17 protein-coding genes are annotated in these 21,152 nt (G+C 74.7%); 11 read left to right on the plus strand and 6 right to left on the minus strand.

Translation table 11 applies throughout. From position 1 onward, the window contains the following. Nucleotides 1-91: 91 nt before the first annotated feature. The 3 genes from ABTY61_RS13670 to moaA form a co-directional block, all read right to left on the minus strand. The gene (locus tag ABTY61_RS13670; RefSeq protein WP_350505156.1) at nucleotides 92-1,696 is read right to left on the minus strand and encodes an alpha/beta hydrolase; all 1,605 of its coding nucleotides are present in this window, start codon (nucleotides 1,694-1,696) and stop codon (nucleotides 92-94) included. Nucleotides 1,697-1,892: 196 nt separating this feature from the next. Further along, nucleotides 1,893-2,618, minus strand: a complete 726-nt coding sequence (locus ABTY61_RS13675) for an HNH endonuclease family protein (protein WP_502895309.1) — start codon at nucleotides 2,616-2,618, stop codon at nucleotides 1,893-1,895. A 218-nt stretch (nucleotides 2,619-2,836) separates the two neighbouring features. Continuing rightward, a complete protein-coding gene (gene moaA, locus ABTY61_RS13680) occupies nucleotides 2,837-3,832 on the minus strand; it encodes a GTP 3',8-cyclase MoaA (protein ID WP_350505157.1) in 996 nt (331 codons plus the stop codon). Nucleotides 3,833-3,973: 141 nt separating this feature from the next. Between moaA and ABTY61_RS13685 the strand changes: the two genes are divergently transcribed. From ABTY61_RS13685 to ABTY61_RS13705, 5 genes are all read left to right on the plus strand, one after another. Then, nucleotides 3,974-4,651, plus strand: a complete 678-nt coding sequence (locus ABTY61_RS13685) for a nucleotidyltransferase family protein (RefSeq protein WP_350505158.1) — start codon at nucleotides 3,974-3,976, stop codon at nucleotides 4,649-4,651. 98 nt (nucleotides 4,652-4,749) lie between these two features. Next, complete coding sequence (locus ABTY61_RS13690; RefSeq protein ID WP_350505159.1) at nucleotides 4,750-5,619, plus strand: hypothetical protein; 870 nt, start codon at nucleotides 4,750-4,752, stop codon at nucleotides 5,617-5,619. 319 nt (nucleotides 5,620-5,938) lie between these two features. Next, nucleotides 5,939-6,775, plus strand: a complete 837-nt coding sequence (locus ABTY61_RS13695) for a tetratricopeptide repeat protein (protein WP_350505160.1) — start codon at nucleotides 5,939-5,941, stop codon at nucleotides 6,773-6,775. A gap of 163 nt (nucleotides 6,776-6,938) precedes the next feature. Beyond that, on the plus strand, nucleotides 6,939-7,928 hold the full coding sequence (locus ABTY61_RS13700; protein WP_350505161.1) for a (2Fe-2S)-binding protein: 990 nt from the start codon (nucleotides 6,939-6,941) through the stop codon (nucleotides 7,926-7,928). Nucleotides 7,929-8,158: 230 nt separating this feature from the next. Further along, nucleotides 8,159-9,241 (plus strand): DUF2637 domain-containing protein, encoded by a 1,083-nt coding sequence (locus ABTY61_RS13705; RefSeq protein ID WP_350505162.1) that lies wholly within the window; start codon nucleotides 8,159-8,161, stop codon nucleotides 9,239-9,241. A 36-nt stretch (nucleotides 9,242-9,277) separates the two neighbouring features. Here ABTY61_RS13705 and ABTY61_RS13710 read toward each other — a convergent pair whose 3' ends face one another. Together ABTY61_RS13710 and ABTY61_RS13715 are read right to left on the minus strand one after the other, a co-directional pair. Further along, nucleotides 9,278-11,533 carry a SpoIIE family protein phosphatase gene (locus ABTY61_RS13710; RefSeq protein ID WP_350505163.1) on the minus strand — a complete coding sequence of 752 codons (2,256 nt, stop codon included), beginning with the start codon at nucleotides 11,531-11,533 and terminating at the stop codon, nucleotides 9,278-9,280. 349 nt (nucleotides 11,534-11,882) lie between these two features. Continuing rightward, entirely contained in the window at nucleotides 11,883-12,398 is a 516-nt protein-coding gene (locus ABTY61_RS13715; protein WP_350505164.1) for an ATP-binding protein, read from the minus strand. Nucleotides 12,399-12,961: 563 nt separating this feature from the next. Between ABTY61_RS13715 and ABTY61_RS13720 the strand changes: the two genes are divergently transcribed. The 4 genes from ABTY61_RS13720 (at nucleotide 12,962) to ABTY61_RS13735 (ending at nucleotide 17,200) form a co-directional block, all read left to right on the plus strand. Next, nucleotides 12,962-13,684, plus strand: coding sequence for an urease subunit gamma (locus ABTY61_RS13720; protein WP_350505165.1), 723 nt, complete (start codon nucleotides 12,962-12,964; stop codon nucleotides 13,682-13,684). Continuing rightward, complete coding sequence (locus tag ABTY61_RS13725; RefSeq protein WP_350505166.1) at nucleotides 13,681-15,396, plus strand: urease subunit alpha; 1,716 nt, start codon at nucleotides 13,681-13,683, stop codon at nucleotides 15,394-15,396. The genes ABTY61_RS13720 and ABTY61_RS13725 overlap by 4 nt, the downstream gene beginning before the upstream one ends. 39 nt (nucleotides 15,397-15,435) lie before the next feature. Continuing rightward, entirely contained in the window at nucleotides 15,436-16,491 is a 1,056-nt protein-coding gene (locus ABTY61_RS13730; protein ID WP_350505167.1) for an agmatine deiminase family protein, read from the plus strand. Nucleotides 16,492-16,600: 109 nt separating this feature from the next. Further along, nucleotides 16,601-17,200, plus strand: a complete 600-nt coding sequence (locus ABTY61_RS13735; RefSeq protein WP_350505168.1) for a TetR/AcrR family transcriptional regulator — start codon at nucleotides 16,601-16,603, stop codon at nucleotides 17,198-17,200. A 686-nt stretch (nucleotides 17,201-17,886) separates the two neighbouring features. Here the strand turns inward: ABTY61_RS13735 and ABTY61_RS13740 are convergent. Further along, on the minus strand, nucleotides 17,887-19,446 hold the full coding sequence (locus ABTY61_RS13740) for a hypothetical protein (protein WP_350505169.1): 1,560 nt from the start codon (nucleotides 19,444-19,446) through the stop codon (nucleotides 17,887-17,889). A gap of 411 nt (nucleotides 19,447-19,857) precedes the next feature. Between ABTY61_RS13740 and ABTY61_RS13745 the strand changes: the two genes are divergently transcribed. Beyond that, nucleotides 19,858-20,292, plus strand: coding sequence for a hypothetical protein (locus ABTY61_RS13745; protein ID WP_350505170.1), 435 nt, complete (start codon nucleotides 19,858-19,860; stop codon nucleotides 20,290-20,292). Between the two features lie 101 nt (nucleotides 20,293-20,393). Further along, on the plus strand, nucleotides 20,394-21,056 hold the full coding sequence (locus ABTY61_RS13750; protein WP_350505171.1) for a DUF3105 domain-containing protein: 663 nt from the start codon (nucleotides 20,394-20,396) through the stop codon (nucleotides 21,054-21,056). Nucleotides 21,057-21,152 lie beyond the last annotated feature (96 nt).

Raw genomic sequence — 21,152 nt, forward strand, 5'->3', positions numbered from 1 at the left:
GAAACCCTGATCCCGGAGCCCGAATTCCGAAGGGGGCGTGCCGCGTTCGCGCGGCACGCCCCCTTCGCATGTCCCTGCCCGGCCCGCGCCGTCAGTCGGACCCGCAGCGCGCCCCGGCGGCCGGCAGCGCCCCGTTCAGCAGGTAGGCGGCCGCGGCGTCGCGCGCGCAGGAGCTGTGGTACCAGGACATGTGCCCGTCGCCGTCGCGGGTGAGCAGCACGCCGTGCTGCAGCCCGGCCGCCATCCGCTGCGCCCACAGGTAGGGGGTGACCGGGTCCTGGGTGCCGCCGATCACCAGGATCGGGGCGCTGCCCGGCGCCGTCACGGTGTGCGGCCGCTCGGTGGAGCGGTACGGCCAGGCGCGGCAGTCGGGGTCGAGCAGGGCGAGCCGGGTGTCGTGTCGGCTGGTGAGCGGGGCCCGGGCGGCGAGGTCGGCGAGGGCGGCGCGCTGGTCGGCGTCGGTGGGGGCGAGCGGGGCGTCGGCGCAGTGGATGGCCGCGTAGGCGTCCGCGGAGTTCTCGTAGTGGCCCTCGTCGTCGCGGCCGGCGCTGCCGTCGGAGAACCTGAGCAGTTCGTCGCCCTCGCCCCGGGTGAGGGCGGGGTCGAGGGCGGAGCGCAGCCGGGACCAGCTGCCGCGGCCGTCGGAGAGCGTGTCGATGACGGCGCCCCAGCCGAGGGCGGCGGTGACGGTGCGGCCGTCGTGGGTGGGCAACGGGTGGTCCTTGAGGCCGTCGAGGAAGTCGGCGAGCCGTCGCGGGGCGGCGCCCGGGTCGGTGCCGAGCGGGCAGTCGGCGCCCTCGGCGGTGCAGGCGGTGGCGAAGGCCCGGAAGCCGGCTTCGGTGGCGGCGGCCTGTTCGAGGTTGAGGTGCATCAGGTCGGTGCTGCGCTCGACGGCGCCGTCGAGGACGAGCCGGCCGGTGCGGTCGGGGAACTCCTCGGCGTAGAGGGCGCCGAGGTAGGTGCCGTAGGAGAGGCCGAGGAAGTCGAGCTTGCGCTCGCCGAGGGCGCTGCGCAGCACGTCCATGTCGCGGGCGCTGTTGCGGGTGCCGAGGAACGGCAGGATGTCGGCGTACTTGGCCTGGCAGGCGTCGGCGAGGACCCGGCCGTGGTCGTAGGCCGGGTCGTCGGTGCGCATCCACTGCTCGCGGGTGGCGTCGTCCATGCAGTCGATGGGCAGGGTGCCGCCGGCGCCGCGCGGGTCGAAGCCGACCACGTCGAAGCGGTCGCGCAGCGGACCCTGGCTGTCCTTCCAGCCCCGGGCCATGTTGGTGCCGGAGTTGCCCGGCCCGCCGGGGTTGACCAGCAGGGCGCCGATCCGGTGGGCGGGGTCGGCGGCGGGCACCCGGACGACGGCGACGTCGATGCTGCGGCCGGCGGGGTCGGCGTAGTCCAGCGGGGTCTTGAGGGTGGCGCACTGGGCGATCGGTGCGGCCGGCTCGGCCTGGTCGGCGTCCGAGCCGGGGTCCGCGCCGTCGGAGCCCGCGCCGCCGCCGTCGCAGGGTGCCCAGGCGAGCCGCTGGTCGTAGTACGCCTGCAGGGCCGGGGCAGCACTGGCGGGCACGCGTTCGGCGAGCGGCGGGCGGCTGGTCGGCGCGGCCGCGGGGCGCGCGCCGCCGGGACCGGAGCAGCCGGCGGCCAGGGCGAGGAGCAGGGCGGCGAGGGCGGGCAGGGCGCTTCGCCGCAGGCGGGGGGTCATCGGGGGCACCGCCCACGAATACCATCCGGCGCACCGTCGGGGCACCTCGCCCTCCCACCCCGCGGCTTCCTTGTCACTTCCTTGGCGCTTCCTTGGCGCGGCCCGGGTCGCCGCCGGACCGCTGCCGTGCCACCGCTGTGCCACCGCCGGACCGCTGCCGTGCCACTGCCGTGCCACTGCGGGAAGGATCGTTTCCTCAGCCGCCGCACTGCTGCAGCATCGCCTTCTTGTCCGCCTCGGTGACCGGCAGCTGGTACTTCAGCGAGACCTGGGCGAAGCGCACCGCGTACGAGCAGCGGACGGCGGTGTCGGCGGGCAGCCAGTCGGCCGGGCCGGAGTCGCCCTTGGAGGCGTTCTGCGAGCCGTCGGCGGGGATCAGGTTGAGCGGGTCGTTGGCGATCCGGACCCGCTTGGCCTTGTCCCACTTGGCAGCGCCCATCTGCCAGTCGTAGGAGAGCGGCATCACGTGGTCGATCTGGATCTTCGTCGCCTGCTGCTTGGTCCACTGGACGGTCCGGCCGGTGTACGGGTCGCGGATGGTCATCGCGGTGACCACGCAGTCCGAGCCGTCCTTGCGCTCGACGCCGCTGCCGTCGCGGGCGAGCAGGTCGTTGCGGGTGTCGCACTTGTTGCCGCCGAACGGGACGCCCTCGACGCTGTCCGTCCAGGCGGGGCCGAACTCGTTGCGGTCGTAGCCGTCCTTGGGGCCGGTGCGGGCGGTGGCGACCTTGGCGATCAGCTCCCGGCCGGCCTTCTGCTCCTCGGGGGTGACCAGCGGCGCCAGGCCGGGCTTGGTGCCGTCCGGGTTCTGCAGCGGGCTGGTGCCCACCCCGGCGGCGGGCGCGCCGGAGCCGTCGGGCGACTTCCCCTCGCGGCCTCCGATCAGCCAGCCGACCAGGGCGAGCACGCATATCAGGAACACGGTGGCGGCGGACAGCCGGGTACGGCGGGCGGGCACGGAGAACTCCCGAGGTCAGGGGCGGGTTGACGGCGCACCAGCAGACCAGCCACCCCAAGAGGAGGTCAAGCCGACGCCACGGGAAGCCCAAGAGCATGTCGAAGCTCACACTCCGCCGACCCGGGCCGGCCGGGCCACCCCCACCCGTAGGGACCGTCAACAACCCGTCGGCCCGGGAGAGTTCAGCCGCCGATCGCCGACATCGGCCGGTCCGGCCGGACGAACCCGGCGCTGCCGATGGCGTGCCCGGGCCCCTTGCCCGTCACCGAGGCCCGCCAGGCCTCCTCGATCCGCCCGTCGTCCGCGCCACCGCGCAGCAGCGCACGCAGGTCCGACTCCTCGGTCGCGAACAGGCAGTTGCGCAGCTGCCCGTCGGCCGTCAGCCGGACCCGGTCGCAGCCGCCGCAGAACGGCCGGGTGACGGAGGCGATCACCCCGATCACGGTGTCCGTGCCGGCGATCCGCCACTCCTCCGCGGGGGCGTTGCCGCTGCGCCCGACCGGCACCAGCTCGAAGCGCTCGCCGAGCCGGGCCAGCACCTGCTCGGCCGTCACCATCGCGGCGCGGTCCCAACTGCCCTGCGCGTCCAGGGGCATGGACTCGATGAAGCGCATCCGGTAGCCGTGCTCGACGGCGAAGGCGGCCAACTCCGGTATCTCGTCCTCGTTCACGCCGCGCACCGGCACGGCGTTGACCTTCACCGGGTCCAGCCCGGCCGCCTTCGCCGCGGCCAGCCCCGCGAACACGTCGGCGATCCGGTCCCGCCGGGTGAGCACCGCGAAGCGGTCCGCGCGCAGCGTGTCCAGACTGACGTTCACCCGCCCCAGCCCGGCCTCGCGCAGCCCCGCGGCCGTACGCGCCAGCCCGATCCCGTTGGTGGTCAGCGACAGCTCCACGCCGAGCGCGGCCAGCCGCCCGACCAGGCCCACCAGCCCCCGCCGCAGCAGCGGCTCCCCGCCGGTCAGCCGCACCGAGCGCACCCCCAGGCGCTGCGCCGCGATCCGCACCAGCCGCACCACCTCGTCGTCCCCGAGCGTCTCCGCCCGGGGCAGCCAGTCCAGCCCCTCCGCCGGCATGCAGTACGTGCAGCGCAGGTTGCAGCGATCGGTCAGGGAGACCCGCAGATCGGTGTGGACCCGTCCGAAGCGGTCCACCAGCGGGCGCGGTGCGGTGTTCATCGCCCCAGTACAGGGGCAAGCCCGCCGCAGAGCCAGCGGCCGAACCGCCGGGGACCGCCCCCGACCTGCGCCTTCGTCTTGTGGATTCGTACAAGCGCCGAACCGCTGCACGACCGGGCCCGGACCGGGCAGGCTGGGCCCATGCAGACCACACCGCCCGCCGTGCCGGCCCTCGTCCTCGCCGCCGGGGGCGGGCGCCGGCTCGGCGGCCGGCCCAAGGCGCTGCTGCGGTACGCGGGCCGGCCCCTGGTGGAGCACGCGGTGGCCACCGTACGGGCCGGCGGCTGCCCCGACGTGACGGTCGTGCTCGGCGCGGAGCGCGAGCGGGTGCGCTCCACCGCCCACCTGCCGGGCTGCCGACTGGTCGCCAACCCGGACTGGGCCGAGGGCATGGGCTCCTCGCTGCGGGCCGGGCTGGCCGCCCTGCCGCCGCGGGCCCCCGCGGTGCTGGTGATGCTGGTGGACACCCCGGGCGTCACCCCGGCCGCGGTGGCCCGGCTGCTGGCCGCCCACCGGGCCGGCGCCGAACTGGCCGCGGCGGCGTACGGCGGGCGGCGCGGACACCCGGTGCTGATCGGCGCGCGGCACTTCGCCGAGGCCGCCCAGGGCGCCTCCGGCGACGCCGGGGCCCGCGCCCTGCTGGCGGCGCACGCCGGGGAACTCGTCCTGGTCGAGTGCGCGGACATCGCCGTCCCGGACGACCTGGACACCCCCGCCGACCTGGCCCGCTGGTCGACCGGCCGACCGCCCGGCGCACGCCTGCCGCGCATCCTCCGCGCGGAGGGTACGGCCTCGCCCCACCCGGGGGGCGGCCCCTGATCCGTCCCTGAGGATTGCCCCATTCCGCGCCCGGAGCCGGACGTTTCGGGCAGCATGGGAACCAACCACCCACCCCACACCGACGGACGGAGCCCGCGATGGCAGGACTGCCCGACGACTTCACCGGACACGACCCCGCGCTGCCAGGGCCCGGGGCGGGCGGTGGCGCCCGGGCGATCCGCTGCCCCGCCTGCCGCCGCGAGCACCTGTACGAGCCGCCGTCGCTGCCGTGCCCGTGCGGCGCCTCGCTGAAGGTGCCGCTGCTGCGCGGCGGGGTGCCGGTGCAGGTGCGGTTCCGCTCCTGGGAGGACTCCTGGCTGAGCATGCGCTGCCCGCACTGCGGCCGCTCCGACCAGTGGCCGCAACCCGAGTTCACCTGCAACTGCGGCGCCACCGTCCGCCTCCCGGTGGACCGCGCCACCCGGCTGGGCAGCGGCACGGCCGGCCCGCTCGCCTCCCCCGGCCCGCAGTCCACCCGCCCGCACCCGGCCCACCCGGTGAACACCCCGGTGCCCGCACCGCCCGCACCGCCCGCACCGCCCGGCGGCTCCGCCGGGCGCTCCCGCGCGTTCCGCCACCGCGCCCCGTTCCGCCCCCACCCGGTGCGCACCTCGCAGGACGCGGTGTTCACCGCCGCCCGCTACCTGGAGTGGCTCGGCTTCGACGACCTGGAGCTGACCGAGGCCCAGGAGCGCGACGGGGTCACCCTGCTGGGCAGCCGGATGGTCGCCCAGGTCGACACCTGGACCGAGCCCGCCGACGTCAAGTCGGTCGAGTGCCTGTGGCTGCAGACCCTGCACGCCGAGGAGATGGCCGCCGCCATGTTCACCCTGGCCGGCTACTCCCACCAGGCCACCGTGCGCGGCGAACAACTGCTGGTCGCCCTGTTCAGCCTGGACCTGGCCGGCGTGCCCCAGCCCGCCAACGGCGCCGCCGAGGCCCTGATGGAGACCGGCTGGACCTCCTGACCCGGGGCTGGGCCTCCCGACCCCGGGCTGGACCTCCCGGCCCCGGGCTGGACCTCCCGGCCCGGTGCGGCCCGCCACCCGGTCCGCCGGACCGATCCGCCGGACCGTCCCCGGCGCTCTGCTAGATCATCTCCCCGGCAAAAGCAACAACCTCCGCTCGTGATCTGGTGCACAAGCTCACCCCCGTGTTGAATTGCCGCCACAGCGCGGGCCTTTCGCCCTGCCGTCCAACCCCGCCGTCGCCATGCGAACGGGCCGTGGCGGCAGGGCTCCAGGGCAGGTCCGCGCCCTGCTGGATGGCGCACACAAGGAGGTGGCGTTGTCGGAGCACGGATGGAGCCCGAGCGGCCCGGACGAACGGGGGCGGGCGGCAGCGGAGGAGCCGGGCGACACCGTGTGGCGACTGCGCTCCAGGGCGTGCTGGCAGGAGGCCGCCGAACTGCTGCGACCCGCTGCCGAACACGACCCGGCCGTCGCCCTCGCACGGGCCGAACTCCTCATCGAACAGTGCCTGTTCACCGCCGCCCAGTGGACCCAGGCGGAACAGGCGCTACGACTGGCCGAAGCCCTCGCGGAGGGCACCGAACAGCGCGCGGCCGCCGGCTGCGCCCGCGGCTTCCTCGCCTACCTGGCCAGCATCCTCGGCCCGCGCGACCGCCTCGACGAGGCCCAGGCCGCCCTCGGCCGCGCCTCGGCCCTGCTGCCGCCGGACGCACCGGGCCGCCCGTTACTGGACTTCCGGCGCGGACTGGTCGCCGAGAACCTGCTGCGCGACCGCAGCGCCGCCTGGATCGCCTACCGCCGGGCGCACGAGGGCGCCGGGGAACGCGGGGACGAACTGCTCCGCTCCTACACCTGGCGGCACCTGGCCGCGCTCGCGCTCTCCCGCGGCGACCACGGCAACGCCCGGGAGGGCTTCGACGCCTCACTGCGGCTGCGCGAGCAACTCGGCTTCACGGTGGGGGTGGCACCGGCGCTCGCAGCGCTCGCCGAGGTGTCCGAGCCCGCCGAGGCGGTGCGGCTGCGCGCCGAGGCCACCCGCCTGGTGCAGGCCCTCGGCGGGGTGCCGGTCTGGCTCGCGCGCCAGCTGGCGCGCGCGCCGGGGCCTCCCCCGGACGGACGCATCACCCGTGAGGCCCGGGGAACAATCAGCTAAGGTGAGCCTAACCTGTCCGGGGTGAGCAGCACCCCGGACAGGTCTCGCCTTGCTGTTCTCCGGGCACCGCCGCGCCCCGGACCGGCCGGGCCCGGCGCCGCCCAGCGACCGGGCCCGCCGGGCGGTCCACCGGCGGCCCCGGTCGACCCGATGGGGCCCGCCCATGACCGCGAGCAGCACCCGGCCCGGCCCCGCGCCGCGCGCCCCCCGCACCACCCCGGCGCAAGCCCACACCCACGCGCCGGAGCCCCCCACCCCCTGCGCGCCCTCGTACCACCGGCTGACCGCACTCGCGCCGATGCTGGCCGTGCGCTGCGCCCCGCCCCGGCACGGCGACGGCTGGCTGCCGGTCTCCGCGATCACCACCGATCCGGCGGCACTGCACGAGCTGGTCGCCCACGACGCCCGGCAGGGCCTGGTCCGCTACGGGCGGCCGCTGCGCCCGGACGTGGCGGCCGGCTTCGGGCTGCACCGCTTCGTCTGGCCGGTCTCGCTGCTGTTCACCCTGCCGTGGTTCCTGGAACGGCGCGTCCCGCTGCTCGGCCCCGGCGACGTCTCGGTGCACCGCGGCCCCGCCTCGATGGAGCTGACGGTGCGCCCGGAGGCCTTCGTCTGCCTGCCGGACGACCCGGCGGCCGGTGCGCCCGGGGCCCGGACGGTGCCGGACGAGCACGCACTGGCGGCCGAACTGCGGTGCGCGCTGGGCCAGTTCCTCACCCCGGTGCTGGCCGCCTTCGGGCCGGGGGCGCGCCGCGGGCCCCGGGTGCTGTGGGCGATGGCCACCGACGCGGTGGTGGAGGGGCTCTGGTATGCGGGCGGGCTGGTCGGGGAGCAGGAGCGGGCGGGCGCCGAGCTGTCCGCACTGCTGGCGCCCGGGACACCCGGGGAGACCGGGGAGACCGGCAGGACCGGGGAAGCCGGGGTGACCGGGAAAGCCGGGGTGGAGGGGGCCGGAGCGGCGTGCACGCCCGGCGCGGGCCGGGGCCCCGCCCCCGCCCCGGCCCCCTTCACCCCGGGTGCGGGTTTCGCGCTCCCGGCGCCCGGGCGCAACGGTGCTTCGGGTACGGAACGGGCCCGGGCCAGCTGTTGCCTCGTCTACACCGTGGAATCCGCGGAAATGTGCACCGGCTGCCCCCGCGTCACGCGACGTTGACGAAAATCCGTCCGATCGCGGATTCGAAAAGCCCGTGATTCCTGGATTGCCCCACATCAGATTCCTATGACAATGCTATTGATGAGGGCTCAGAAATCCCTCTCCTCAGCGCATTGACCGCGAATCAGCCTTTCCCCCGCCGGGCATCCGTCATGATGGTCCCCGCCGTGCCGCTGGAACACAGTGGGCGGCACAGGAACGCGACGCAGAAAGCGAGGCTGGTTCCGGCGATGAAATTGTCCGACATACCGCTCGGCTGGGCCGTCACCGGGGTGGTGGGGCTGCTGGTCAGCGCCCTCCTGGTGGCCCTGGCCCGGAGCCGGGGATCCGCCGCCGGCGCGGATTCCTGGGAGCGTTCCGAGGAACGGCGCCGCAACAAGGAATCCCTGTACGGCGCCGCCTCCTACACGCTGCTGTTCTGCTGCGCCGGGGTCGCGGCCGCGCTCTCCTTCCACGGCCTGGTCGGCTTCGGTGTGCAGAACCTCGGCCTGTCCGGCGGCTGGGAGTACCTCGTCCCGTTCGGGCTCGACGGCGCCGCGATGTTCTGCTCGGTGCTCGCCGTCCGCGAGGCCAGCCACGGCGACGCGGCGCTCGGCTCCCGGCTGCTGGTCTGGCTCTTCGCCGGCGCCTCGGCCTGGTTCAACTGGGTGCACGCCCCGCGCGGCTTCGGCCACGCCGGCGCCCCGCAGTTCTTCTCCGGCATGTCGCTGTCCGCCGCGGTCCTGTTCGACCGCGCGCTCAAGCAGACCCGCCGGGCGGCGCTGCGCGAACAGGGCCTGGTGCCCCGTCCGCTGCCGCAGATCCGCATCGTCCGCTGGCTGCGCGCCCCGCGCGAGACCTACGCGGCCTGGTCGCTGATGCTCCTGGAGGGCGTGCGCAGCCTGGACGAGGCGGTGGACGAGGTCCGCGACGAGAAGCGGGAGCGCGCCATGGAGAAGGAGCGCCGCAAGCTCGCCGGGCGCCGCGAACGGGCCGAGATCAGGGCGATCAACCGGAGCAGCGGCCACTGGCGCGGACGCGGCGGCGCCGCACGGCAGTTGGAGTCGGCCGGCTCGGAGTCCGCGATAACCGGCGGGCCCGGGCCCGGGCCCGCGGCCGGGGCCGAGCTGCCGGCGGGCACCCGGGAGGCCGGGGCCGCCGAGGCGGGCCCGCGCGAGGTCGGGGCGGCCGGGGGCACGGTCGTCCCACCGGGCCTGCCGGCCCGTCCGGAACGGCGCACCATCGACCTCACCGCCGATGAGGACACCGTCACGCTGCCCCGACTGGACTCGCTGGAGCGCAAACTGAAGGACCTGGAACAGCAGTTCGGCTGAGCCGTCCCCAGGGCCGGGGCATCGGCCCGGGGGCGGTCAGGCCGCGCTCGTCCCGCTGAGCTCGAACCACATCCGCTTGCCGGACCCGCGCGGCTCCACCCCCCAGGCGTCCGCCAGCGCCTCGACCAGCATCAGCCCGCGCCCGGAGGAGGCCTGCTCCCCCGGGGTCCGGCGGGTCGGCCAGAGGTCGGACTCGTCCTCCACCTCGACCCGCAGCCGGGCGCGGCCGCCGTCCGACACCGTCTCCCGGTAGAGCCGGGCGGTGAACATGGCGTCCCGGTCGGTGTGCCGGATCGCGTTCGTCACCAGCTCGGAGGAGAGCAGCTCGGCGGTGTCGATGAACTCGGCGACGCCCCAGCGCCGCAGCGCGTCGCGCAGCTCGGCGCGCACCTCGGCGACCCGGGCCAGGTCGGCCTGGCCGATCCGGCGGCGCAGCTGCTGGGCTGCCAGGCCGCCCTCCGGGCCGTCCCAGCGCAGCAGGAGCAGCGCTATGTCGTCCTCGCGCTCGCTGGAGTCGGCGGCCTGGGAGGCGATCCGGTCGGCCAGCTCCTCCAGCGGGTCGCGGGCCGCCTCGTCGGCGGCCGGGAGCGGACGGGCCAGGGCGCGGGTGAGCCGGTCGATGCCCTCGTCCAGGTCCATGCCGCGCGCCTCGACCAGGCCGTCGGTGCACAGCAGCACCGTCTCGCCCGGGTCCAGGCTGAACCGGGTGACCCGGTAGTCCTGGTCCGGGTCGATGCCCAGCGGCAGCCCGCCGGCCACCGGCAGCACGGCGGCGGTGCCGTCCGCGCGGCGCACCACCGGGTCCAGGTGGCCGGCCCGGACGGCGTAGACCACGCCGTAGTCCACGTTGACCTCGGCGTAGGTGCAGGTCGCGAAGTGGTCGGTGTCCAGGTCGGCCAGGAAGCGGGAGGCCCGGGCCATCACGGCAGCGGGCGGGTGGCCCTCGGCGGCGTAGGCGCGCAGCGCGATCCGCAGCTGGCCCATGATCCCGGCCGCGTGCACGTCGTGGCCCTGGACGTCCCCGATCACCAGGCCGACGTGCCCGCCGGGCAGCGGCACCACGTCGTACCAGTCGCCACCGATCTGCAGGCCGGAACCGGCCGCGAGGTAGCGCACCGCGGTGGTCACCCCGGGGATGGACGGGACGGTGCGCGGCAGCATCACCCGCTGGAGGCCTGCCGCCAGCTCGTGCTCGGCGTCGTGCAGCCGGGCCCGGGCCAGCGACTGGGCGACCAGCCCGCCCAGGGTGGACAGCAGGGTGCGCTCGTCCGCGTCCAGCTCGCGCTCGTCGTCGAAGCTGACCACGCAGACGCCGATCGCCCGGCCGCTGGCCACCAGCGGCAGGTACGCCCAGGAGCCGCGGCCGGTGCGGCTGGTCTGCTCCCACACGTCGGGGTGACGGTCCTGGAAGTCCCCGCGGCTGGAGATGAAGACCGGGGTGCGGTGCTTGAGCGCCTCGGCGGCCGGGTGGCCGGCCGGCAGCACGGTGCGGTCCCAGACGGCGAGCGCCTGCGAGCGGTAGCCGGAGGCACCGAGGATCCGGGCCCGTCCGGCCTCGAAGGAGGCGAGCACCAGACCGTCCGGCGGCAGTCCGGGCAGCGGCAGCTCGGTGAACACCCGGGCCACGTCACGGACGGTGACCGCCTCGGAGAGGGCGCGCGCGGCCTCCTTGATGAACCGGGAGCGCTCCTCGCGCAGCAGGGCCATCCGGTCGGCCCGGTCGCGCTTGTGCAGCTCGACGGTGGCGTCCCAGACGAAGCCCACCATCCTGGAGGCCCGGCCGAAGGCGTCCGCGAGCACCCGGCCGCGGAAGCGCACCGCCCGCATCGTGCCGTTCGGCCCGACGGTGCGGTAGTAGGCGCCGCACTGGCCGAGCTCGGCCACCGCACGCTCGACCCGGCGACGCACCACGGGCGCGTCCTCGGGGTGCAGCAGGGAGAGGAAGGAGGCGGCGGTGCGGTCGAAGCGGCCCCGCTCGACGGCGTCCAGTCCGATGATCGCGCAGGCCCGCTGGTCGCCCTCCAGGACGTCGCGGCGGATGTCCCAGTCGAAGGAGCCGATGCCGTTGGCGGCCATCGCGGGCTCCAGCCAGTCCGGCATGGAGTCGGCGGAGGAGGGCGGCAGCCCGCCGGACAGCACGGGCGCCAGCCGCCCCGAGGCGAGCGCGGGCGAGGTGCGGACGGAGTTGCGGCGGGTGGCCTGGGCGGGCGGGCGAGGAGCGGGCGGGTGCGGCTCCACGGCGGACGTGCCGGGAGGAAGCGCCGGCCCCGGCGACTCGGGCTCAGTGGGCATGCTGCTCCTGCCGCTGCCGTGGCGGACCGCGCCGACCGTCCGGACGGGCCGCGTGGCGGTGTGATGGGTCGTGCTGGATCGGACGGTGCCGACGGACGGGGGTCAGTCGAGGCTCGGTCTCCCCGCTGTTTCCCGCACGTGGACACACATTCCCACCATCCTGTCCAATGTTCGGCCCAGCGGCAATGGCAACGGGCCGGAAATCTTGCGCTCCGCCTTGTGTTCAGGGCTTGCTTCGGGAACAGATCAATCGACGGCGAACAATTCTGCGGGCGTCGCACGGAACGACGACGGTCGGTGCCACGGACTGCCGGTGCCACGGACTACCGGTGCCACGGACTGCCGGCGCTCACGGCAGCGCGAGTTCGAACCAGGTGATCTTGCCGTCGCCGCGCAGCTGCACGCCCCAGGAGTCCGCGAGCGCTTCCACCAGCAGCAGGCCGCGCCCCGAGGTCGCGTACTCGGTTTCCGGCTCGCGCCGCCGGCCGGGCAGTCGGCTCGCGCCGTCCTGCACCTCGACCCGCAGCCGGCTGTCCGAGCCGAGCACCGCGTCGAAGACCGCGCCCTTGGTGGTGTGCTGCAGCGCGTTGGTGACCAGTTCGGAGGAGAGCAGCTCGGCGGTGTCGGACAGCTCCGGCACCCCCCAGTGGCTCAGCGCCGTGCGCAGCCGGTGCCTCACCGCGCCCACCGCGACCAGGTCGGCCGGGTCGAGCGTCAGGTGCAGCCGGCGGTGCAGGGCGCACCCCGGGGCCGAGGCACCCGGCAGGGCCGTTCCGGCGCCGCCGACCGGACCCTGGGCCGGCCCGGACCGGTAGGCGTCGCCCGAACTCGTCCGCTGCCGCGGGAATCGCGACTGACCGTCCATCAACAGATGCCCCCGCCCTCAAATCCGGGCCCCCGCCTCCGGATCCCCCGCCGGCCGGGTGGCCCCCTCGTACTGACCACCATCCTCATGCCCAGTTGACGGCGTTTGCAACAGTGTGCGTCCGATCACGTGGGGTGAAAGGGGCACGGGGAGGTTCACGTGATCCAACTGCTCGCGCCGGACGGGTTTGCGAAGCGCAGAGCCTGTTTTCGAGACCGCCCCCACCCGATCCCGCGCACACCCGGCGCCCGTACGGACCGTGCGCGGGGCCGCGCGCCCCCACCCTCGCTCCTGCCGCGCGCCGCCCGTTTCCCGCCGCCCGATTCCCGCCGCCCGATTCCCGCCGCCGTAGTGGCTCCGCCCGCCCCGGCCGCGGCGGCCCCGCTCACCCCCGCCGCCCGCCCGACAAGCCGAAGCCCCGTCGAGCGGCAACGCTGGACACGAGGCCCCGGTGCGGGTTCAATGGCCCGAGATGTTTGAACGCCGTTCTAACATCGTCCCGGGAAGCCCTCCCCCACCGGCCCCGAGCCCTCCCCCTCCCCGGCGACCGCGAGCGAGGAACCGTGCGACTGACCCCCACCGAGCGGGACCGGCTGCTGATCTTCACAGCAGCCGAACTGGCCCGCGCCCGCCGCGCCCGGGGCGTACGCCTCAACATCCCCGAGGCGACCGCCCTGATCGCGGACACCGTCTGCGAGGCCGCCCGCGACGGCCGCCGCCTCGCCGAGGCCATCGAGGCCGGCCGCTCCGTCCTCACCGCCGACGACGTGCTGCCCGGCGTGCCCGACGTGGTCACCGTCGTCCAGGTCGAGGCCGTCTTCGACGACGGCACCCGCCTCGCCGTCGTCAACGACCCCTTCAAGGGCGCCGGCTCGCTCGGCGACGAAGCCCCCGGCGGCGCGCTGGCCGGCGACGGCGCCGGCTACGACCCGGTCGAGGAGACGCTGCTCATCCCCGTCCACAACACCTCCCAGGTACCGATCTCGGTCACCTCGCACTTCCACTTCTTCGAGGCCAACCCGCGCCTGGCCTTCGACCGCGCCGCCGCCTACGGCACCCACCTGGCCGTCCCGGCCGGCTCCTCGGTCCGCTTCGACCCCGGCGCCACCGTCGAGGTCGGCCTCGTCCCGATCGGCGGCGAGCGCGTCGCGATCGGCTTCGCCGGACTCGTCGACGGCCCCCTGGACGCCCCCGGCGCCAAGGAGGCCGCCCTCGCCAAGGCCCGCGCCACCGGCTACCTGACCGGCTTCGACGACCGGTTCGACGACCAGGAGGTGCCGTCATGAGCTCGATCTCCCCGCACGACTACATCTCCGTACACGGCCCGCGGGCCGGCGACCGGATCCGGCTCGGCGACAGCGGACTGATCGTCCGCGTCGAATCCGACTCCCAGGCCCCCGGCGACGAGTTCCTGGCCGGCTTCGGCAAGACCGCCCGCGACGGGATCCACCTCAAGCCCGCCGCCGTCCGCGACACCTGCGACGTCGTGATCAGCAACGTGCTGGTCATCGACGCGGTCCAGGGCATCCGCAAGACGTCCATCGGCCTGATCGGCGGCCGGATCGCCGCCATCGGACGGGCCGGCAACCCCGACACCCTGGACGGCGTCGACGTGGTCGTCGGCACCGGCACCACGATCGTCTCCGGCGAAGGCCTGATCGCCACCGCCGGCGCCGTCGACACCCACGTCCACCTGCTCTCGCCGCGGATCATGGAGGCCTCGCTCGCCTCCGGCGTCACCACCGTCATCGGCCAGGAGTTCGGCCCGGTCTGGGGCGTCGGCGTCAACTCCCCCTGGGCGCTGCGCCACGCCTTCAACGCCTTCGACGCCTGGCCGGTCAACATCGGCTTCCTGGCGCGCGGTTCGTCCTCCGACGAGGCCCCGCTGACCGAGGCCCTGGCCGAGGGCGGCGCCTCCGGCTTCAAGGTGCACGAGGACATGGGCGCCCACACCCGCGCGCTGGACACCGCGCTGCGCGTCGCCGAGCAGTACGACGTCCAAGTCGCCCTGCACACCGACGGGTTGAACGAGTGCCTGTCGGTCGAGGATACCCTGCGGGTGCTCGAGGGCCGCACCATCCACGCCTTCCACATCGAGGGGTGCGGCGGCGGACACGTCCCCAACGTGCTCAAGATGGCCGGGGTGCCGAACGTCATCGGCTCCTCCACCAACCCCACCCTGCCCTTCGGCCGGGACGCCCTCGGCGAGCACTTCGGCATGATCGTCTCCGCGCACGACCTCAAGGTCGACCTGCCCGGCGACGCCGCCATGGCCCGCGACCGCATCCGGGCCGGCACCATGGGCGCCGAGGACGTGCTGCACGACCTCGGGGTCATCGGCATCACCTCCTCCGACGCCCAGGGCATGGGCCGCGCCGGCGAGACCGTACGCCGCACCTTCGCCATGGCCGGCAAGATGAAGGCCGAACTCGGCCCGCTCGACGGTGGGTTCGGGACCACCGAGGGCGGCGACGACAACGAGCGGGTGCTGCGCTACATCGCCAAACTCACCATCAACCCCGCCATCGCCCACGGACTCTCGCACGAGGTCGGCTCGATCGAGACCGGCAAGCTCGCCGACATCGTGCTCTGGCGCCCCGACCACTTCGGCGCCAAACCGCAGCTCGTCCTCAAGGCCGGCTTCCCCGCGTACGGCGTCGTCGGCGACCCCAACGCCTCCACCGACCGCTGCGAACCCCTCGTCCTCGGGCCCCAGTTCGGCGCCCACGGCGCGACCGCCGCCGACCTCTCGGTCGCCTTCGTCGCCCAGGCCGCCGCCGACGGCGCCTACCTCGACCGGCCCGCCGACGGACTCCCCACCCGCCGACGCCGGGTCGGCGTCCGCGGCACCCGCGGCATCGGGCCGCGCGACATGGTGCGCAACACCCGCACCGGCCACGTCGAGGTCACCGAGACCGGACTGGTCTCGCTCGACGGCGCGCCACTGCGCTCCGAACCGGCGGACAGCGTCTCGCTCAGCCGCCTCTACTTCCTCTGACCCTTGCCCTCCTCAAGTCTTCACGTCTTCAAGGATCTGATGATGACCACCCCCACGTCCGCCACGCCCGCCTCGCTCGGCTACCGGATGCCCGCCGAGTGGCACCCCCACGACCGCACCTGGATGGCCTTCCCCACCACCAACCCCACCTTCGACACCCCGGAGAACCTGCACACCGGGCGCGAGGCCTGGGCCGCCGTGGCCAACACCATCGTCCGGTACGAGCCGGTCACGCTGATCGTCAACACCGGCGAGACCGCGGACGCCCGCAAGTACGTCTCCGAGGCCGTCGAGATCGTCGAACGCCCGCTGGACGACGCCTGGATGCGCGACATCGGCCCGTCCTTCCTGATCGACGGCAAGGGCTCGCTCGCCGCCGCCGACTGGATCTTCAACGGCTGGGGGGCCCAGTCCTGGGCCCGCTGGGACAAGGACCAGCACATCGCCGAGCACATCAGCGAACTGACCGCCGTCCAGCGCTTCGCCTCCCGGCTGATCAACGAGGGCGGCGGCATCCACGTGGACGGCGAGGGCACCGTCCTGGTCACCGAGACCGTCCAACTCGGCGAGGGCCGCAACGCCGACTGGACCAAGGAGCAGGTCGAGGCCGAACTGCACGCCTTCCTCGGCACCACCAAGGCCGTCTGGCTGCCCCGCGGACTCACCCGCGACTACGACGAGTTCGGCACCCGCGGCCACATCGACATCGTCGCCTCCTTCGTCCGCCCCGGCGTCGTCGTCGCCCACGTCCAGCCCGACCCGGCCCACCCCGACCATGCGGTCTGCCAGGAGCTCGTCGCCATCCTGCGCGCCGCCACCGACGCCCGCGGCCGGCAGCTCGACGTCATCGAACTCCCCGCGCCCACCGTCCTGTTCGACGAGGACGGCGAGCCGGTCGACTACTCCTACATCAACCACTACGTGGCCAACGGCGCCGTCGTCCTCTGCGCCTTCGACGACCCGCGCGACCGGGAAGCCGCCGACATCCTCGCCCAGGCCTACCCCGGCCGCACCGTCGAACTCGTCGACGCCCGCGAGATCTTCGCCAACGGGGGCGGCATCCACTGCATCACCCAGCAGCAGCCCAAGGCCTGACCGGGCCCGACCGGGCATGACCGGGCCCGGCTACCGGAGTGGGGGCGCACACCCCCGCTCCGGTAGCGTTCGGTCCTCCGCCACCCGCCCACCAGGAAGCAGCACCGCCATGGCCGACCCCCGCCCGCGCCGCCCGGCGCGCCCCCGCGAGGAGGTCTACGCCACCGCCCGGGCCGCGATCGCCGAACACGGACTCGCCAAACTCACCATGGCCGGGCTCGGCAAGCAGCTCCAGATGAGCGCCGGACACCTGCTCTACTACTTCGGCAGCAAGGACCAGCTCCTGCTGGAAACCCTCCGCTGGAGCGAGGACCAACTCGGCGCCCGCCGGCGCGAAGCCCTCGCCGACCCCGCCCTCGACCCCTGGCAGCGGCTCGACGCGTACCTGCGCCTCTACCTGCCCGACGGCCCCGGAGACCCGCGCTGGATCCTCTGGGTCGAGGTCTGGGGCCGCTCCCCCGCCAGCGCCGAACTCCGCCAGGGCCAGCAGGAGATCGAAGCCCCCTGGCAGGCCGATCTGGTCACCCTCATCGACCAGGGCACCGCCACGGGCCACTTCACCCCCGGCCCCACCGCCGACCGCGCCACCCAGCTACGCGCCCTCCTCGACGGCCTCGCCGTCCCCATCGCCATCGGCCTCCCGGCCACCCCCACCCCCGCGGCCCTCACCCAAGCCACCGCGGTCGCCGCCATCCTGCTCCGCACCTGAGGCCCCGGACGGGGCTGACAGGGCTGACAGGGCTGACAGGGCTGACAGGGCTGACAGGGCTGCGCGAGAAGTCGGCCGGGCCGACTTCTCGCGCAGAACCGCGGGCCCGGCCGCCAACGCTCTGCCGCCGACGCTCTGCCGCCGCCCCGGGCCGCGGCGCAGCCCGGGGGCGACCGACCGGGCGTCCCGCGTGGCGTGCCTTCCTTTCGGACGATTATGCCGACCGGTCTATAGATTTGCTGGCCAGTTAGTGCCTGTTCTCGCGCGGTGCACCCCTGAGGAATGAACCGACCGGTCTACTGATTCCCTCGCTCTCAGCGTCGCCGCCGTCCCGCTGGCACGAGAAGTCGGCGGGGCCGACTTCTCGTGCAGCGCGCTGCCCGGACAAGTAGGCAGACCGGTCTACAGATTCCCTCGGACGCTCGCCACTCCTGCACCAAAAGTCGGCCCCGCCGACTTCTCGTGCAGACCGCCGGTCCACCGAGTTGCGGCCGCCGGCACGGCCCTCGCTCCCGATGAGCGGCGGGCACTCGCACAGGACTGCACCGGAAGTCGGCTGGGCCGACTTCCGGTGCAGCGAGCTCCATGCTCTCGGTCAGGTGCCCGGCCCGGACCTTCGGACAGCGCGCCCAGGTGCGCGACACGTCAGGGGCCTCGGCTCGGGTGCCCGGTCTGCAGGGGGTCCGTCATTCGGTCCAGATGGCGGCGGCGGTGCGGTCGTCGGCGTAGCCCTTGGCGCGGACTTGGACCTGGCGGAGGAAGTCGACGGTGCCCGGGGGGTGGGGGTGCGCCCAGTGGGAGGAGAGGAAGTGGGCGACGGCGGGTTCGTCGGCGATCGGGTGGGAGAGGCCCGGGGTGCAGAGGAGCAGGATGTCGCCCGGGGTAGCGGGGACGAGACGGAAGCGGAACGGGCGCGGGTCCGAGACCGGGGCGTCCGGGACGGGCGGCTGGCCGTCCGGGTGGTGGAGCAGCCGGGCCCCGTAGGCGTCGATCCAGTGGCCGGAGCGCAGCAGGTAGAGCCCGCCGGGCCCGACGCCGAAGGCGGCGCGGTAGCCGGCTGCCGGGTCGAGCGACATCAGCAGGCAGTGCAGCGAGGCCGGGGACGGGGTGTCGTCCCCCTCGGCCCGGGGTGCGAGGGCACGCAGCGGGGCGGCGGCGCCGGTGGCCAGGCGCTGGAGGCCGTAGCGGAGCCGGTCGCGGGCGCCGTCGCGCAGGTCGGCGGCGAGGCCGGTCCGGCTGCGCCCGATCGCGGCAGCGAGCTGGCGGCAGGCCTCGCCCGCCCCAGCGGCGACGGCCTGCGGGGTGAGGGACTCGTCCTCGGCCCCGCCGGTGCGGTCGTAGCCGGCGAGGACGGCGAGCAGCAGTCCGTCGGGGCCGTCGCCGAACCTGGTGACCAGCAGACTGTCCCGGCGCGGTTCGCCGCGGTAGCGGGCGGAGTCGCCTCGTACGGAGACGGCGCGCAGCACGGTCGTCCCGTACTGGGCGCCTTCGAGCGCGGTGTCCGGGACGACCGTGTCGAGGGTGCCCGGGTCCGTCTCCGGTACGGCGGTCGGCTCGGGGCCGTAGGTCGGGGGGCGCTCGCCGACGTGGGGCACGGCGGGAGGGGTGCGGATGGCGAGGCGCGGGTCGGGGACGGGGGCCACGGATTCCGGGTCGGGCTGCGGCGCGTGGTCGGGTTCGGGTTCGGGGGCCGGTTCCTTGGCCGCCGGGGGTTCGGGGGCGGCGGCAGGCTCGGGCTCCGGCTCGGGATCAGGTTCGGGGGCCGGCTCGGGCTCCGGCTCGGGATCAGGCTCGGGTTCCGCTGCCACAGTGGGTTCCGGCTGGGGTTCGGGGGTCGGCTCCGGCTTCTCCAAGGAGACCGGGGTCGCGGGCTCCCCGGGCTCCGACGCGGGTTCCGAAGCCGGCACCTCGGGGATGTCGGGGGCGGGGGCGGGGAGCTGGTGGGTGTCGGGCGAGGTGCGTTGGTGTCCGATGCCGCCGCCGGTGCCCTCGATGACGCCGAGCGCGTCGTCGAACCAGTCGTCGATGCTGTCCCGCTCCGCTGCGGGCACGACGGCCGCCTCCGGCGGCGCCGTGCGCTGCGGCCCGATCAGTCCGGCGGCCGTGTCGAACCAGTCGTCGACGCTGCCGTCGCCGGAGTCGGCGTCCGGGGTGTCGGGGAGGGTGCCCGCCGGGCCGTCGTAGACGGTGTCCCACCAGCCGTCGTCGGGCCGGGGCGGCTGTGCGGGTGCACCCTGCTTGCTCATCTGGCGGCTCCTGGTCGGTCCGTGGTCGCGCCGCCCCCGGCGGGGCCGGACTGGCGTCATTGTCTCCAAGTGCAACGACCGTGTCCGGGTTTCGACGACAACCGGTCACCGACCGGATCTTCCCGGCCACCGCGCTCACCTGCCGGTTCGTGGGTGCCGGGGCGGTGGGGTGGGCGATGGGGTGGGGCGGGTGTCGCGGCCGCGTCCGTATCCGTTCCGTCCGTGCTTGCCGGATGTGCCCCGAGCAGGGCGTTTCCTGGACATTGCGGCGTATTGGGGGTCGAAAATGAGGGCCTGGTAGGGGCATCGCTTCACCCGTTCGGCTGATTAAATGTGCGCATGACCGCGTCGGCCCCGAGCTCACACCGACCGGGGAGGGCCGCACCGGCGGGCCGCCCGGCGGGTGCGCTGTTGGTCCTGTTGCTGGTCGCCCTGCTGACGTCGCTGCCGTGTTCGGGCCTGGCGAGGGCGGACGAACCCGTCCGCCCGGCTCCGGCCCCGGTGAGCGCCGTGTCGCTGGTGAGTGCGGCGGAGGCGGTCGCGCCGGCCCCGCGCGCCGGTGACGCCGCCCGGGCCTCCGACCACCTCCACCGGTTCACGGAGCAGCAGGACCACTGGATCCTGTGCACCGCCGACGGCCAGCCGCCGCGCAACAACGGCTGCTCCAGCCACCCGTTCTGCCCGCAGGACGCCCAGTTGCCGAATCCGCCGCCGCACCCGCATCCCGTCGGGGCGCCGTTGACCGTGCCGGCGCCCCAGGTGCTGCCCCGGGTCGTGCCGGCGGGTCTGCTGGACGGTCCGCGCCCCTCGCCCGATCTGCACGAACTCCAGGTCCACCGGTCCTGAGCGGAACCCACCGCCGACGCCCCTGTCGGCGGGTCCGCCCCTCCCCCCACTTCAGCCGACCGCCGCCACAGCCGTGCGCGGCGGGGACAAGGACAACCATCATGGGTTCCGCCTCCAAGCAGTCCAACAAGCCCGGCGCCAAGGGCAACGTCGACCGCCGCGCCCGGATCGCCGAGCTGCGCGCCGCCGAGCAGCGCCGCGACCGCCGCAACAAGATCATCGCCTCGGTGGCCGCCGGTGTGCTGGTGGTCGGTGCGATCGGCACCGCCACCTGGTTCGTCATGGACCAGAACCAGAAGAAGAAGGACCGCGTGGCCGCCGCCAATGCGGACATCCCGGGCGTGAAGACCTTCGGCGACCTGAGCCGCAACCACGTCAAGGAGAAGGTCAACTACCCCATGACCCCGCCGGTCGGCGGCGACCACAACGCGGTCTGGCTGGACTGCATGGGCCACGTCTACGACCAGCCGGTCGAGAACGAGCGCGCCGTCCACTCGCTGGAGCACGGCGCGGTCTGGGTGACGTACAACGGCAAGGCCACGCCGGACGACATCAAGACCCTCTCCGACAAGGTCAAGACCACCCCGTACTCGCTGATGAGCCCGTACCCGGACGAGCAGGGCACCATCACCCTGAACGCCTGGAGCACCCAGCTGATCGTGGACAGCGCCAGCGACCCGCGGGTCAACCAGTTCTTCACCAAGTACGTCCAGGGCAAGCAGACCCAGGAGCCGGGCGCCTCCTGCACGATGGGGCAGATGTGACCGCCGAGGGGGCCCGCCCCGCGGACGCCGTAGCGGCGGACGCCGACCCGGCGGAGGCAACGGCGACGGAGGCGGAAGCGGCCGCCCGAACGGGCC

The organism is Kitasatospora sp. NPDC096128, from assembly GCF_040303105.1.
Classification (GTDB): Bacteria; Actinomycetota; Actinomycetes; order Streptomycetales; family Streptomycetaceae; genus Kitasatospora.